General features: G+C 69.4%; 14 protein-coding genes. 8 read left to right on the forward strand and 6 right to left on the reverse strand.

Annotated features, from left to right (window positions below):
• Positions 1-22 precede the first annotated feature (22 nt).
• Genes DA69_RS08760 through lpxK form a run of 4 tightly spaced genes read left to right on the forward strand, consistent with a single transcriptional unit; the run spans position 23 to position 4,912 of the window.
• Positions 23-1,912, forward strand: coding sequence for an ABC transporter ATP-binding protein (locus tag DA69_RS08760; protein ID WP_025978347.1), 1,890 nt, complete (start codon positions 23-25; stop codon positions 1,910-1,912).
• Complete coding sequence (locus DA69_RS08765; protein WP_025978348.1) at positions 1,909-2,595, forward strand: lysophospholipid acyltransferase family protein; 687 nt, start codon at positions 1,909-1,911, stop codon at positions 2,593-2,595. The genes DA69_RS08760 and DA69_RS08765 overlap by 4 nt, the downstream gene beginning before the upstream one ends.
• A gap of 2 nt (positions 2,596-2,597) precedes the next feature.
• The gene (locus DA69_RS08770) at positions 2,598-3,899 is read left to right on the forward strand and encodes a 3-deoxy-D-manno-octulosonic acid transferase (RefSeq protein WP_025978349.1); all 1,302 of its coding nucleotides are present in this window, start codon (positions 2,598-2,600) and stop codon (positions 3,897-3,899) included.
• A complete protein-coding gene (lpxK, locus tag DA69_RS08775) occupies positions 3,896-4,912 on the forward strand; it encodes a tetraacyldisaccharide 4'-kinase (protein WP_025978350.1) in 1,017 nt (338 codons plus the stop codon). The genes DA69_RS08770 and lpxK overlap by 4 nt, the downstream gene beginning before the upstream one ends.
• On the opposite strand, the gene DA69_RS08780 is transcribed toward lpxK, so the two are convergent.
• On the reverse strand, positions 4,903-6,219 hold the full coding sequence (locus tag DA69_RS08780) for a metal-dependent hydrolase family protein (RefSeq protein ID WP_025978351.1): 1,317 nt from the start codon (positions 6,217-6,219) through the stop codon (positions 4,903-4,905). The genes lpxK and DA69_RS08780 overlap by 10 nt on opposite strands.
• 127 nt (positions 6,220-6,346) lie before the next feature.
• Here DA69_RS08780 and DA69_RS08785 point away from each other — a divergent pair, with 127 nt between their 5' ends.
• Entirely contained in the window at positions 6,347-7,045 is a 699-nt protein-coding gene (locus DA69_RS08785) for a murein L,D-transpeptidase catalytic domain-containing protein (RefSeq protein WP_025978352.1), read from the forward strand.
• Between the two features lie 16 nt (positions 7,046-7,061).
• Here the strand turns inward: DA69_RS08785 and purD are convergent, their stop codons facing one another.
• The 3 genes from purD to DA69_RS08800 form a co-directional block, all read right to left on the reverse strand.
• Positions 7,062-8,339 (reverse strand): phosphoribosylamine--glycine ligase, encoded by a 1,278-nt coding sequence (purD, locus tag DA69_RS08790; protein ID WP_025978353.1) that lies wholly within the window; start codon positions 8,337-8,339, stop codon positions 7,062-7,064.
• Between the two features lie 72 nt (positions 8,340-8,411).
• On the reverse strand, positions 8,412-8,831 hold the full coding sequence (locus tag DA69_RS08795; RefSeq protein WP_025978354.1) for a hypothetical protein: 420 nt from the start codon (positions 8,829-8,831) through the stop codon (positions 8,412-8,414).
• A gap of 14 nt (positions 8,832-8,845) precedes the next feature.
• Positions 8,846-9,025: a hypothetical protein gene (locus DA69_RS08800; RefSeq protein ID WP_025978355.1), complete on the reverse strand. Its 180-nt coding sequence runs from the start codon at positions 9,023-9,025 to the stop codon at positions 8,846-8,848.
• Between the two features lie 90 nt (positions 9,026-9,115).
• Here DA69_RS08800 and xseA point away from each other — a divergent pair, with 90 nt between their 5' ends.
• The 3 genes from xseA to DA69_RS08815 all read left to right on the forward strand — a co-directional run bounded on the left by xseA (position 9,116) and on the right by DA69_RS08815 (position 11,626).
• Complete coding sequence (xseA, locus tag DA69_RS08805) at positions 9,116-10,720, forward strand: exodeoxyribonuclease VII large subunit (RefSeq protein ID WP_025978356.1); 1,605 nt, start codon at positions 9,116-9,118, stop codon at positions 10,718-10,720.
• A gap of 133 nt (positions 10,721-10,853) precedes the next feature.
• On the forward strand, positions 10,854-11,066 hold the full coding sequence (locus DA69_RS08810; RefSeq protein WP_025978357.1) for a DUF2093 domain-containing protein: 213 nt from the start codon (positions 10,854-10,856) through the stop codon (positions 11,064-11,066).
• 65 nt (positions 11,067-11,131) lie between these two features.
• A complete protein-coding gene (locus DA69_RS08815) occupies positions 11,132-11,626 on the forward strand; it encodes a response regulator (protein ID WP_025978358.1) in 495 nt (164 codons plus the stop codon).
• On the opposite strand, the gene DA69_RS08820 is transcribed toward DA69_RS08815, so the two are convergent.
• Positions 11,623-12,555 (reverse strand): lysophospholipid acyltransferase family protein, encoded by a 933-nt coding sequence (locus DA69_RS08820; RefSeq protein WP_025978359.1) that lies wholly within the window; start codon positions 12,553-12,555, stop codon positions 11,623-11,625. The two genes, DA69_RS08815 and DA69_RS08820, sit on opposite strands and share 4 nt — an antisense overlap.
• The gene (locus DA69_RS08825) at positions 12,545-13,315 is read right to left on the reverse strand and encodes an SDR family NAD(P)-dependent oxidoreductase (RefSeq protein WP_025978360.1); all 771 of its coding nucleotides are present in this window, start codon (positions 13,313-13,315) and stop codon (positions 12,545-12,547) included. Before DA69_RS08825 ends, DA69_RS08820 begins: the two co-directional genes overlap by 11 nt.
• Between the last annotated feature and the right edge of the window lie 62 nt (positions 13,316-13,377).

Raw genomic sequence — 13,377 nt, forward strand, 5'->3', positions numbered from 1 at the left:
TCAGCCGTTCGACCGAAGGCCGATGACCGTTCCCGCCCCTCATGACGACGCCCGCGAGCCGCTGCGGCCCCTGCTCGCCCGCATCTGGCGCGAGTATCTGTCGCGGCACAAGCCGGCCTTCTTCGCCTCCATGCTGCTGGCCGGCGTGTCAGGCGGCCTGACGGCCCTGCTGCTGAAGTTCCTGGAACCGGCCATCGACCTGCTGTTCGGCCAGCATCAGGGGCCCGTGACCATCTGGAAGACCGTCACCATCCCGGCGGACAAGGTGCTGATCGCCATTCCCCTGTTCATCATCGTCGTGGCGGTGATCCGTTCGCTGAGCATGGCGGGCCAGGCGGCGCTGGTGAACCGGCTGGGCCACGGCATCGTCGGCGACATCCAGAAGCAGCTGTTCTCAGGCATGATCCGGGCCGACCTGTCGCGCCTGCGCAGCCAGCATTCGGGAACGTTCGTCTCCTCCGTCCTGTTCGACGCCAACCTGGTGCGCGAGGCCTTCACCTCGGGCGTGGTCAACTACACCCAGAACGCCCTGATGCTGCTGGGCGTCATCGTCGCCATGGGCTTCATCGACCTGCCGCTGACGCTGATCGTCCTGCTGGGCGTGCCGGTCGTCAGCTGGATCATCCGCCGCTTCGGCAAGAAGTCGCGCAAAGCCGCGCGCGGGGCCATGGTCGAGACCGAGGCCCTGTCCAGCGCCCTGATGGAGAATCTGGACGGCGTCCGCGTCATCAAGATCGAGAATCGTGAGGCGGCCGAGGAAGCCCGCGTCTCCACCGTCATCGACCGCCGCCAGCGCCATGTCATCAAGGGCGCCGACAGCCGCGCCTTCTCCGGCCCGGCCAGCGACATCGTCGCCTACGGCGTCGTCGCCGCCGTCATGGCCTATGCCGGATGGAGCGCCAGCCAGGGCGAGATGACGGTCGGCGCCTTCGCCTCTTTCATCGGCATGTTGCTGCTGGCCGGTCAGGCCCTGCGCCAGGTGACGAACCTGACGACGGTGCTGAGCGAGGGCTTCACCGCCGCCCGCCGCCTGTTCGCCGCCCTGGACATCGAACCCGAGATCCGCGAGGCCAGCAACGCCGCCCAGGTCGCGCCCGGCCCCGTCACCGTCGCCCTCGAGCAGGTCTCCTTCGCCTATCGCGCTGACGAGGACGGCTCCGCCCCGACCCTGTCGGACGTCAGCCTGCACGTCGCGCCGGGCGAGACCATCGCCCTGGTCGGCCCCTCGGGCGGCGGCAAGTCGACCATCCTCAGCCTGTTGCCGCGCTTCTACGACGTGACGGCGGGCCAGGTGACGCTGAACGGCCGCGACATCCGCGAGCTGAGCCTGTCGTCCTTGCGCGACCACATCGCCCTGGTGACGCAGGAGCCCTTCCTGTTCGACGACACCATCGCCGGCAACATCGCCTATGGCCGCCCCGGCGCGACCGCCAAGGACATTGTCGAGGCCGCCCGCGCCGCCGCCGCCCACGATTTCGTCGCCGCCCTGCCCGACGGCTACGCCACCCGCGTGGGCGAGGCCGGCGCCCGCCTGTCTGGCGGCCAGCGCCAGCGCATCGCCATCGCCCGCGCCTTCCTGAAGGACGCGCCCATCCTGCTGCTGGACGAAGCGACCAGCGCGCTGGACACCGAGAGCGAGGCCCTGGTTCAGGCCGCGCTGGAGCGGCTGATGGACGGCCGCGCCACCCTGATGATCGCCCACCGCCTGTCGACGGTGAAGAACGCCGACCGCATCTACGTCGTCGACGGCGGTCGCGTGGTCGAGGAAGGAACCCACGACGCCCTGGTGGCGCGCGGCGGCCTCTATGCCCGGCTGGCGCGGCAGCAGTCGCTGGACAGCGACCCGGAGGCCTTGCCCGGGTTCGACACCCTGCCGCCTCTGGCCGAACTGCCTGACGAGACGGGCGCATGAGGCCGCTGCGCAACCCGGTCATCCAGGACGCCGCAGCCTGGCTTTTGTCCGAGTGGATGCGGTTCTGCTACGCCACCACACGCTGGACGCATGAGAACGAACATCTCGCCGAAGAGGTGTGGGCCGACGGCGGCGGCGTGCTGTGCGCCTTCTGGCATTCGCGCCTCGCCCTGGCTCCGGTCTGCTGGCCCATGAAGCGGGCGCAGCAGGTCAAGGGGCTGGTTTCGCTGAGCGCCGATGGCGAGTTCTTCACCAAGGCCGTGGGCCGCCTGGGCATTCCCGCCGTGCGCGGCTCTTCCTCCAACAAGGACAAGGCCAAACAGTCCAAGGGGGGCGCTCAGGCCCTGCGCGACGGCCTCAAACAGCTGAAAATCGGCGGCCTGGCCATTACGCCGGACGGCCCGCGCGGCCCGGCGCGCCAGATGGCCGAAGGCCTGCCGCTGATGGCCAAGATGTCCGGCGCCCCGGTCCTGTTCATCGGCCTGTCGTGCAAGCCGGCGATGCGACTGAACAGCTGGGACAAGGCGGTCCTGCCCCTGCCGTTCGGACGGGGCGCCATTGTCTGGGACAAGGCCTGGTATCCCCAAGGCGCCGATCTGGCCGAGGTCGCCGCCGACTGGACCGCGCGCATGAACGCCGTCGAGGCGCGCGCCGACGCTATCACCGGTCTGGAGCGCGTCTGAGCGTGGCCTTCAGCCCTGCCCTGATCGTCTATCAGCTGCTGACCCGCCTTCTGGAGCCGCTGGCCCCGCGCCTGCTGGACGCCCGGGTCCGCAAGGGCAAGGAAGACCCCGCCCGCGTCGATGAACGGCTGGGCCAGCCCGGCATGGCGCGCCCCGACGGGCCTCTGGTCTGGATCCACGGCGTCAGCGTCGGCGAGGCCCTGTCCATCCTTCCGCTGGCCGAGCGAATCCGCAAGGATCGGCCCGATGTGACCGTGCTGGTCACCACCGGCACCCTGACCTCGGCCCAGGTGCTGGCGAGCCGCCTGCCGCGCGGCGTCATTCACCAGTTCGCCCCGGTCGACGGGCCCTCGGCGGTCGCCGCCTTCCTCGACCACTGGCGGCCCAATGTCGGCGTCTTCGTCGAGAGCGAACTGTGGCCCAATCTGCTGACCACGGCGCAAAAACGCGGCGTGCCGCTGGCCCTCGTCAGCGCCCGCATCACCGACAAGACGGCGCAAGGGTGGAGGAAGGCCCCCGGGATGGCGCGCGCCCTGATGAACGGCTTTTCGCACGTCTGGCCCCAGGATCAGGACAGCGCCGACCGGCTGACGGCGCTGGGCGCCCGCGTCGACGGCCAGGTGAACCTGAAGCTGTCCGGCGAGCCCCTGCCCTATGACAGGGGCGAGTTCGCCCGCCTGTCGGCCTTGATCGACGACCGCCCCGTCGTCGTCGCCGCCAGCACCCACGAGCATGAGGAAATGGCCATCGTCGGCGCGCTGGATCATCTGGCCGACCGCCTGTTTCTGATCGTCGTGCCGCGCCACCCCGAACGCGCCAACGCCATCGCCGAGGCTCTGAGCCACGACGGCTACGGCTTTGCGCGGCGCAGTCAGGGCCAGCCGATCTGCGACCAGACCGACATCTATCTGGCCGACACCCTGGGCGAACTCGGCCTGTTCCTGCGGCTGGCCGATGTGGTGGTCATGGGCGGCTCCTTCGCCCCGGCGCTGGGCGGCGGCGCGGTCGGCGGCCACAACCCGCTGGAGCCCGCCCGGCTGGCCAAGCCCATCGTCACCGGGCCGGACGCCAGCAACTGGCAGGCCGTGACCCGAATGCTGAAACAGGCGGGCGGCCTCGTCTCCGTCCTGTCGCCCGCCGAACTGCCCTCGGTCGTCGGCCCCATGCTGGCCGACCCGGACGCCGCCCGCGACATGGGCGAACGCGCCCGCCGCTCCGCAGAGGCCGCCGCCGCCGGGCTGGACCGTCTGTGGCTGGCGCTTCAGACCCACCTGCCCGCCGCCCCGTCGCGGAGGCGCCCGTGAAACTGAACACCCCCCGCTGGTGGTACAGCCGCGAGCGTCGCCACGCCCCGGTGACGCGGATGCTGCTGAAGCCCGCCTCATGGCTGTGGGCGGGCGTGACGGCGCGCAGGATCGCCCGCGCCACGCCCGTCGATCCGGGCGCGGCGGTCGTCTCCATCGGCAATCTGACGGTCGGCGGCTCGGGCAAGACGCCGGTCGCGCGTGAGACGCTGCGCCTGCTGCGAGATCGGGGGATCGAGGCCGCCGCCCTGTCGCGCGGCTATGGCGGCAAGCTCGAAGGCCCGGTCCGCGTCGATCCGGCCGTCCACACCGCCGCCGACGTCGGCGACGAGCCGCTGATGCTGGCGCAGGGCTCGCCCGCCTGGATCGCCCGCGACCGGGTTGCAGGCGCCCGGGCCGCTGCAGCCGACGGCGCCGCCGTCCTGGTGCTGGACGACGCCCATCAGAATCCCGCTCTGAAGAAGGCGATCAGCCTGATCGTGGTCGACGGCGAGACGCGCGGCGACGAATGGCCGTTCGGCGACGGCTCGGTCTTTCCGTCCGGCCCGATGCGCGAGCCCCTGAAGGCGGGTCTGGCGCGCGCTGACGCCGTGGTGGTGCTGCTGCCCACCGACCTGGCCGAGGTCGATCCGGAACTGATCGACGTGTTCGGCGGCCTGCCCGTCTTCATCGCCCGACTGGCGCCCGAAGGCCCGCCGCCGCCGGGGCCGCAGGTCGGCTTCGCGGGCATCGCCAAGCCGTGGAAGGTGGAGCGGTCGCTGATCGCCGCCGGGTGCGATCTGAAGGACTTTGTCCCCTTCCCCGACCACGCCGAACTGTCGGATCGCGACTTCGCCTTCCTGAATGATCGCGCGTCGGTCTACGGCGCCGGTCTGGTGACGACGGAAAAGGACTGGGTCCGGCTCAGCCCAGAAAGAAGGGCCAGGGTTTCGCCCTGGCCCGTCGTCGCTCGTTTCGAGGATGAGGCGGCTTTCGCCGCCTTCCTGCTGGATCGGCTGAAACCTCAGTCCTGACGGAAGACCTGGCCGCCCTTCATGACGAAGCGGACGCGCTCAAGCTCGGTCACGTCGGTCAGCGGGTCGCCGGCGACGGCGATCAGGTCGGCCGGCATGCCCGGCGCGATACGGCCCGCTTCGGCCGAGATCTTCAGGTGCTCGGCGGCGCCGATCGTGGCCGACTGGATGGCCTGAAGCGGCGTCAGACCGGCGCGGACCAGCAGGGCGAACTCCTGGGCGTTGTCGCCGTGGGCCGAGACGCCCGAGTCGGTGCCGAAGGCGATCTTGACCCCGCCGCGATGGGCGCGGGCGGCCATATCCAGCATCTTGGGACCGGCTTCCAGGGCCTTGGCGCTCTGCGCCGGGGTGAAGAAGTTATCGGGCCCCGAGGCCACGCGCGCGACGAAGTCGCCCGCCAGCAGGGTCGGCACCAGCCAGGCGCCGTTGGCCTTGAACAGGCGCATGGATTCGTCGTCCAGATAGGTGCCGTGCTCGATGGAATCGCCGCCGGCCTTCAGGAAGGCGTTGATGCCGTCGGCGCCGTGGGCGTGGGCAGTCACCTGACGACCCATCCGGTGCGCGACCTCGACGATGGAGGCCAGCTCGTCCTGGGTGAACTGCTGGTTCAGGCCAGCGGCGGTGTTCGACAGCACCCCGCCCGTGGCTGTGATCTTGATGATGTCGGCGCCCGCGCGCACCTGGGTCCGCACGGCGCGGCGGCAGTCCTCGGCGCCCGAACACACGCTCTCGTTCGACAGGACGTGCAGGATGTCTTCACGATAGCCGTTGGCGTCGCCATGGCCGCCGTGGACCGAGACGGACGAACCCGCGGCGATGATGCGCGGTCCGACCACGTCGCCGCGCCGCACCGCGTCACGCAGGGCGAAGATCGACTCATTGGCTCCGCCCAGGTCCGCCACCGTGGTGAAGCCCGCATTCAGCGTGCGACGGGCGTGGCGCGCGCCGACCATGGCCTGATCGGCGTTCGACATGGTCAGGCGGTCCAGCCGGCTGGTCGGGCTCTGCTCGCTGCCCAGGTGGACGTGGCTGTCGATCAGGCCGGGCAGCACGAAGGCCGAGCGCAGATCGACGACGTTCCCCTCGCCGACGAAGCCGTCGCGGATTTCGACGACCTGGTTCCCTCTGATCACGAGAGTTTTATCGCGCAGCACGCGGCCGCTGGCCGGGTCGGCCAAAAGCCGCCCCACTTGGACGAACTTCGTCGCCTGTTCAGCCGAAACCGGCGCAGCCGCCGGGGCTTGGCGCGCCTCGGCGCCGGTGGCAGCCAAAACAGCTGCGGTCACAATCAGGGCAAGCTTTTTCATGTATCCCTCCCGTTACTGAAGCGTGCAACATAACCATTCCAATCTTCACGCCAAGGCCAAGGTTGCGTTCCAACGACGCTTCATGAAACAAGCCGATACAGTTGTTTAACCGTGCGGGGGGCGTCGCATGCGGCTTTCCAGACGTGGCTTGATTTTGGGCGGTTCGGCCCTGTTGGCGGGGTGCTCCTCCGCCGCTTCCACCTCTCAACTTCACCTCGCCGGAGCCGTCGCTCCAGCCCTGCCGATCGTGCCTGAGCGCGCGCGCTCGGCTCACGTGCAGATGGCCAACGCCGGGACGACGATCGATCCCCACGGCGTCGTGCGCCCCGACCTGATCGAGCGCGCCCGCGCCGCGATGGACGTGCACGGTCATAAGATCTCGAAGCGCGACCGGATGTATCTGGTCGATTTCCAGAAATTCTCGGGCGAGGACCGCCTGTATGAAGTCGATCTGGAAGGCGGCTGGGTCACGGCCTATCGCACCAGCCACGGGCGCGGCTCGGACCCGGCGCATTCAGGCTTCGCGCAGCAGTTCTCGAACCGTCCGGACAGCCATATGTCCTCGATCGGCGCCTACGCCACGGCGGGCGCAAGCTGGGGCAGCCAGCAGGGGCCAAACGTCCTGCTGGACGGGCTGGAGTATTCCAACAATCTGGCGCGCGAACGGGCCATCATCATCCACGGCGCCGATTACGCCGACCCGGCCTTCCTGGCGCGCCAGGGCAAGCTGGGCCGTTCCTACGGCTGCTTCTCGGTGTCCCACGCCGACCTGGTTCCCTTGCGCGAACGCATGGGCGAGGGTCGGCTGTTGTTCGCCATGACCTAAAGCACGGCGGAGCCGCTTAGCGCGGCTCCAGCGCCCGCCAGCCGATGTCGGTGCGATGGAAACCGCCCGGCCAGTCGATCTTGGCGATGGCCTCATAGGCGCGCTCGCGCGCCTGGGCCACGTCGTCGCCATAGGCGCAGACGTTCAGCACCCGGCCGCCCGCCGCCGCCAAGGCGCCGTCGTCGCGCAGCTTGGTCCCGGCGTGGAAGACCTGGACGTGCGGCCCGAAGTCCTGATCCGCGCCGCGAATGACCGAGCCTTCCAGCGGGCTGTCGGGATAGCCCTTGGCCGCTAGCACCACGCAGATCACCACGCCCGGCTTGAAGGCGGGCGCCGACGCCTGGGTCAGGTCGCCGCGCGCGCAGGCCAGCAGCAGCGGCACGACATCGCCGTCCAGCCGCATCATCAGCACCTGGCACTCCGGGTCGCCGAAGCGGGCGTTGAACTCGACCACCTTGGGGCCTTCAGCCGTCGCCATCAGGCCGACATAGAGGACGCCGCGATAGGGAACGCCTTCCTCGGCCATCTTCTGGATAGTCGGAACAACCACGCGTTCGTTCGCCGCCTCGGTGAAGGCCGCCGTGAAGACGGGCGCGGGCGAATAGGCGCCCATGCCGCCGGTGTTCGGCCCCAGGTCGCCGTCGAAGGCGCGCTTGTGGTCTTGCGCCCCGCCGAACAACACCGACCGCGTCCCGTCCGACAGGACGAACAGGGAGCCCTCCTCCCCGTCCATGAATTCCTCGATCACCACGCGCGACCCGGCCGAGCCGAACCGACCCCCCAGCATCCGCTCGATCTCGGCCTCGGCGTCGGCGCGATCGGGGCTGATGGCCACGCCCTTGCCCGCCGCCAGACCGTCGGCCTTGATGACATAGGGGGCCGAATACCGATCCAGCGCCGCCTTGGCCGAGGCGACGTCCTCATAGACGCCATAGCCTGCCGTCGGGATGCCGTGACGTTGCAGGAAGGCCTTGGAGAAGGCCTTGGAGGTCTCCAACTGCGCCGCCGCCTGGGTCGGGCCGAAGCAGGGGATGCCCGCCGCCTCCAGCCGGTCGGCCAACCCTTCGGCCAGCGCCGATTCGGGGCCGACGACGACCAGGTCCGCCTTCATCTCGCGCGCCAGGGCCGCCAGGCCTTCAGCGTCCGTCGCCTTCAAGTCGGGCCGCATCTCGCCGAGCGAGGCCATGCCGGGATTGCCGGGCGCGACGACAAGCCGCGTGACCAGCGGCGACTGGGCGATCTTCCAGGCCAGGGCGTGTTCGCGCCCTCCCGATCCGACGAGCAGAATGTTCATCCGGGCGGAATGGCCGCGCGCGTCGTCCCGGTCAAGCGCCCGAAAGGGTTAGCGGACATGGGATCAAGCCAATCAGGGCGTCCAGGCGGGCATGGCCTTCAGCTGCTCAAGCGTCATATCGGCCACCAGATCATAGTCGTCGCCTTCCTTTCGGGGCGTCAAACCATCCAGCGAAATGCGCACCCAGCGCGGTCCGCCCTGCCCGGCCGGCTCGATGATCAAGCCCGTAACCGCGCCCGAGGCGTCCACATCGACCCGCTGGACGTCGCCCAGATCAACGCCCGCCGGGGTGATCAGATCGGCGTCCTCCAGTTGCTTGACGGTCAGGCCCAGCGCTGTGGCGCTTGCCGCCGGAGCGGGCGTAGGCGTCATCGTCGGCGCCGAGGCCGCATCGGGCGAAGCTTCCGGCGTCTTTGTCGGCTTGGAGGGCGCCTCTGAGCAGGCCGCCATCAGGGCCAAGGCCGAGGCCGCGGCGAGCCATATCCTCGTCATCACATCCTCCTGTCCTAGATCAGGGCCGAGACCACATAGACGACGGCGCCGGCCAAAAGAATCACGCCCAGTATCAGCCAGGGACTGAGCGCCGGGTTATGACTGCGGCGGGCCAGATCGCGCTCGCGCGCCTGATCAGCCGGCAGGTCATTGTCCGTTGCGTCGTCCGGAGTCGGGTCTGGGGACTGCACCATGATGCGCGAACGCGCGCGGAGAGGCGCCCGTTCCGCCACGCTTGTCGCCCATGTCTTTGCGACGGCGACCGCGCCGGTTAGGGTGGCGTCATGACCTCCGACGACGACTACGCCTTCGAGGGCGCGGCCCTGCAGCCCGCCCGCGACAACAATCCGCCGCTGTCGATCTCGGAGCTGAGCTTCGCCCTGAAACGCACGCTGGAGGAACGCTTCGGCCATGTGCGGCTGCGCGGCGAGATCTCCAAGGTGAACCGCCACGCCTCGGGCCACGTCTATCTGACGCTGAAGGACGACAAGTCGGCCATCGACGGCGTGATCTGGAAGGGCGTGGTGCGCGGATTAAGCGTCCAGCCCGAGACGGGGCTGGAGGTCATCGTCACCGGCAAGATCACCTCCTATCCGGCGCGCTCTTCCTATCAGATCGTGATCGAGAGCATGGAGGCGGCGGGCGCGGGCGCCCTGCTGGCCCAGCTGGAGCGGCTGAAGGTCCGCTTGCGCGACGAAGGCCTGTTCGATCCGGCGAAGAAGAAACCGCTGCCGACCTTCCCGGCCACCATCGGCGTCATCACCAGCCCGACCGGCGCCGTCATCCGCGACATCCTGCACCGCATCGCCGAGCGCTGGCCCTGCCGCGTCATCGTCTGGCCCGTGGTGGTTCAGGGCGACGCCGCCTGCGGCCAGGTGTCCAACGCCATCCGCGGCTTCGACCAGATGACGACGGACGGGCCGATCCCCCGCCCCGACCTGCTGATCGTGGCGCGCGGCGGCGGTTCGGTCGAGGACCTGTGGTGCTTCAACGACGAAGGTCTGGCGCGCACGGTCGCGGCCGCCCGCATCCCCATCATCTCGGCCGTGGGGCACGAGACGGACACCACATTGATCGACTTCGTGTCGGACCGCCGAGCGCCGACGCCGACCGGCGCGGCCGAGATCGCCACGCCGGTGCTGGCCGACCTGCGCTGGGCCCTCAGCGATCTGGAGGGCCGCCTCTCGCGCGCCGGGGCGCGGATGTTGGAGGACCGCCGCACCCGCCTGCGCGCCGCCGCGCGCGGCCTGCCCGCCCGGCCCGAAGACCTGCTGGCCCTGCCGCAGCAACGGCTGGACCACGCCGCCAGCCGCCTCGGCTCGGGCCTGCATCGCAACGTCGCCGTGCATGAGCGACAGCTGGCGGTCGCCGCCGGTCGTCTGACGCCCGGCCTGCTGCGCGCCCGCGTCGAGCGCGGTCAGGACCGCCTGCGCGGCGCCGCCGACCGTCTGACTTCCGCGCTTCAGGCCGGCGTCGCCCGCAACGAGCGCCGCCTGCTGCAGACGGCCGGCCGCCTGAGCCCAGCGCCCCTGCATCGCCGCCTCGACCAGCGGCAGGCGCGGCTGCAGGCGCTCAGCCTGCGTCTGGACGGCGTCATGCCGCGTCGGCTGGAGCGGGCGGAGGACCGCCTGGCCGCCCTGTCCCGCGCCCTGACGACGCTGAACCCCAAGACGCCCAAGCCCGGCTTCGCCCGCATCGAGGACGCCGACGGCGCCATGATCGCCTCGGCCGCCGCCCTGTCGCCGGGCCAGACGGTGCAGATCGTCTTCGGCGACGGCGCCAGGGGCGCGACCATCGACGGCGAGGGCGCGCCACCGCGTCCGACGCCTGCGCCCAAGCCCGCCCCGCGCCCGAAGGCGCCGCCTGCAGGCCAAGGCGACCTGTTCTGACCTTTCCTCCCCATCGCTGCGCGACACGGAGGAGAAATCAGCGCCCCGTGCCGAGCGCCGACGACAGGGACACGCGGCCGGATGACCGCGATTCGGCTCTCGTCCTGCACCCGGTCCGCGCTATGATGGCGTCATGAGCACGCAGATTTCTCAAGACTCGGGCCAGACGGCCAGCCTCCACTATGGCGACGGCGAGTTCGCTGTTCTGTCCGCCGGCGCCTTTGTGCGCTGCGCCGTCAGCGGCGTCGCCATTCCTCTGACGGCCCTGCGGTACTGGTCGGTAGAGCGCCAGGAGGCCTATGCCGGGCCGCGCGAATATCTGGCGGCCGCCTCCTCCCCCAACTGAGCCGCGTCCGTCTTGCGCCACTGTGTCCGCCGGATGCCCCGGCTTCTCCGTTCGCCGGTGTTCCGATGTCCGCCCTGAGTTCGATCCACGTCCTGCTGGTGGACGACAATCCCAATATGCGCGCCATCATCGCCGCCATGCTGAAGTCGGTGGGGGTCGGTCGCTTGACCGAGGCGGAAGACGGGGCGGCGGCGCTTGAACTACTGGGCCAGAAAGCCATCGACATCGCCATCGTCGACTTCCGCATGAAGCCGATGGACGGGGTGGCCTTCACCCGCGCCGTCCGCAACGAGGGCGACAGCGCCAACCCCTATCTGCCGGTGATCATGATGACCGGCCATTCCGAGAAAAGCCGCGTGACCGAGGCGCGCGACGCGGGCGTCACCGAATTCGTCTCTAAGCCGGTCAAGGCGCAGACCCTGCTGACGCGGATCGAGGCGGTGATCCTGCGTCCGCGGCCCTTTGTGCGTTCGGCCAACTATTTCGGGCCGGACCGTCGCCGCACACGAACTGAGAGCTACGCCGGTCCGTTCCGTCGCGCCGACGACACAGGGACCTAAGCCTCAGCCTCTCTCAGCGCCTCATAGACCTGAGACGGCCAGCGCTTATGCACCCAGAACCAGTCGACCGGATGCTCGCGCACCCGGTCTTCGACGAACCGGTTGGCCGCCTGGACGCCCGCCAGGACATCAGCCGCCTTATCGCCCGTGTCGGGCACGGCGATCGGTTCATGCGCCGTGACGCGGAAGCGCACGCCGGGCAGACGCACCACCGACAGGGGTTGCATCACCGTGCCGAACTTCAGCGCCATGCGCGCCGCCCCGGGCGAGGCGTTGACCGGCTGGCCGAAGAATTCGACCTCCGGCCCCTGATTGTATTTCTGGTCGACCAGAAGGGCGATGGATTCGCCGCGCTTCATCCCCGCCATCAGTTCGCGCGTGCCGTCGCCCTTGGGCGCGAACAGCTTGATGCCGTAACGCTCGCGGCTCTGGCGGATCAGGGCGTCGACGTAAGGGTTGTTGGCCGCGCGATAGGTCACCTGGCACGGCACCCCCGCCGCCATGATGACCGCCGCCATGACCTCGAAATTGGCCAGATGGCCCGAGATCAGCACGACCGGGCGGCCAGAGTCGCGCACGGCGTGCAGCCGCTCCAGCCCGACGATGTCGATGCGTCCGCTTTCCGGCGTCAGCCGGTCCATGACGGCCAGTTCTGCGAAGGTGCGACCCGTCTGCTCCCACTGATCCACGGCCAGGCGGTCGCGCTCGGCGGCGCCCATGTCGGGGAAGGCGATGCGCAGGTTGCGCGTCACCGTCTTGTGCGTGCCGGTCAAAGGCCCCAGCGTCCGCAGCAGCTTCCCGCCGAAGCCCGAGGCGCGCTCGACGCCCATCAGGCGCAGAAGGCCAAACAGCCCCTGGAACGCCGCCGCTTCCAGCCGCCAGTTCAGGTCCTGAAGGAACCCAGGCCTTTTCTCTTTCTCACCAGGCAATCGTCAGTCCGCCGTCCACCACCAGGGTCTGGCCGGTCACATAGGCCGACGCAGGACTGCACAGATAGACCGCCGTGCCCGCGATTTCATCCGGCTGGCCGATCCTTTTCAGCGGCGCGGGGTCGGTGACGGTTTTCAGCAACTCCGGATTCTCCCACAGGTAGCGGGCGAAATCGGTCTGGACCAGGCCCGGCGCGATGCAGTTCACCCGCACGTTCGACGGCCCGTACTCCACCGCCAGGTTGCGCGCCAACTGCATGTCCGCGGCCTTGGAGATGTTGTAGGCGCCGATCAGGCCGTTGCCGCGCAGGCCGCCGATCGAGGAGATGATCAGGATCGCCCCGTCCTTTCGCTCCAGCATCTCCGGCGCGACCATCTGGATCAGCCAGTGGTTGGAGATGACGTTGTTCTGAAGGATCTTTTCGAACTGCTCGTCGGCGATGCCGGCCATCGGCCCGGCGTAGGGATTGGTCGCGGCGTTGCAGACCAGGATGTCGATCCGACCGAAGGCGGCGCGCGTGTCATACACCAGCCTTTGCAGATCGTCCTTGGAGGCGATGTTGGCGGGAATGGCGATGGCGCGGCTCTCGCCATGCTTCTCATTGATGGCGACGGCGACCTCTTCGCACGGCCCGGCCTTGCGCGAGGAGATGACGACGCGCGCGCCGTGTTCGGCCAGACGCTCGGCGATAGCCTTGCCAATGCCCTTGGAAGAGCCGGTGATGATGGCGACCTTGCCGCTCAGATCGAACAATTCCATGCGTTAACCTCCTTTTACCGCCCGTTTATCCGCGCGGACCCTAGCCGTTAGGCTTCGTTAAC

Source organism: Brevundimonas naejangsanensis (genome assembly GCF_000635915.2).
GTDB classification, from domain to species: domain Bacteria; phylum Pseudomonadota; class Alphaproteobacteria; order Caulobacterales; family Caulobacteraceae; genus Brevundimonas; species Brevundimonas sanguinis.

Excerpts from the sequence above, each read along its gene's own strand:
- DA69_RS08760 (WP_025978347.1), top strand. The coding sequence starts at position 23 with ATGACCGTTCCCGCCCCTCATGACGACGCCCGCGAGCCGCTGCGGCCC.
- DA69_RS08765 (WP_025978348.1), top strand. The coding sequence starts at position 1,909 with ATGAGGCCGCTGCGCAACCCGGTCATCCAGGACGCCGCAGCCTGGCTT.
- DA69_RS08780 (WP_025978351.1), bottom strand. The coding sequence starts at position 6,219 with ATGAAAAAGCTTGCCCTGATTGTGACCGCAGCTGTTTTGGCTGCCACC.
- DA69_RS08785 (WP_025978352.1), top strand. The coding sequence starts at position 6,347 with ATGCGGCTTTCCAGACGTGGCTTGATTTTGGGCGGTTCGGCCCTGTTG.
- purD (WP_025978353.1), bottom strand. The coding sequence starts at position 8,339 with ATGAACATTCTGCTCGTCGGATCGGGAGGGCGCGAACACGCCCTGGCC.
- DA69_RS08795 (WP_025978354.1), bottom strand. The coding sequence starts at position 8,831 with ATGACGAGGATATGGCTCGCCGCGGCCTCGGCCTTGGCCCTGATGGCG.
- DA69_RS08800 (WP_025978355.1), bottom strand. The coding sequence starts at position 9,025 with ATGGTGCAGTCCCCAGACCCGACTCCGGACGACGCAACGGACAATGAC.
- xseA (WP_025978356.1), top strand. The coding sequence starts at position 9,116 with ATGACCTCCGACGACGACTACGCCTTCGAGGGCGCGGCCCTGCAGCCC.
- DA69_RS08810 (WP_025978357.1), top strand. The coding sequence starts at position 10,854 with ATGAGCACGCAGATTTCTCAAGACTCGGGCCAGACGGCCAGCCTCCAC.
- DA69_RS08815 (WP_025978358.1), top strand. The coding sequence starts at position 11,132 with ATGTCCGCCCTGAGTTCGATCCACGTCCTGCTGGTGGACGACAATCCC.
- DA69_RS08825 (WP_025978360.1), bottom strand. The coding sequence starts at position 13,315 with ATGGAATTGTTCGATCTGAGCGGCAAGGTCGCCATCATCACCGGCTCT.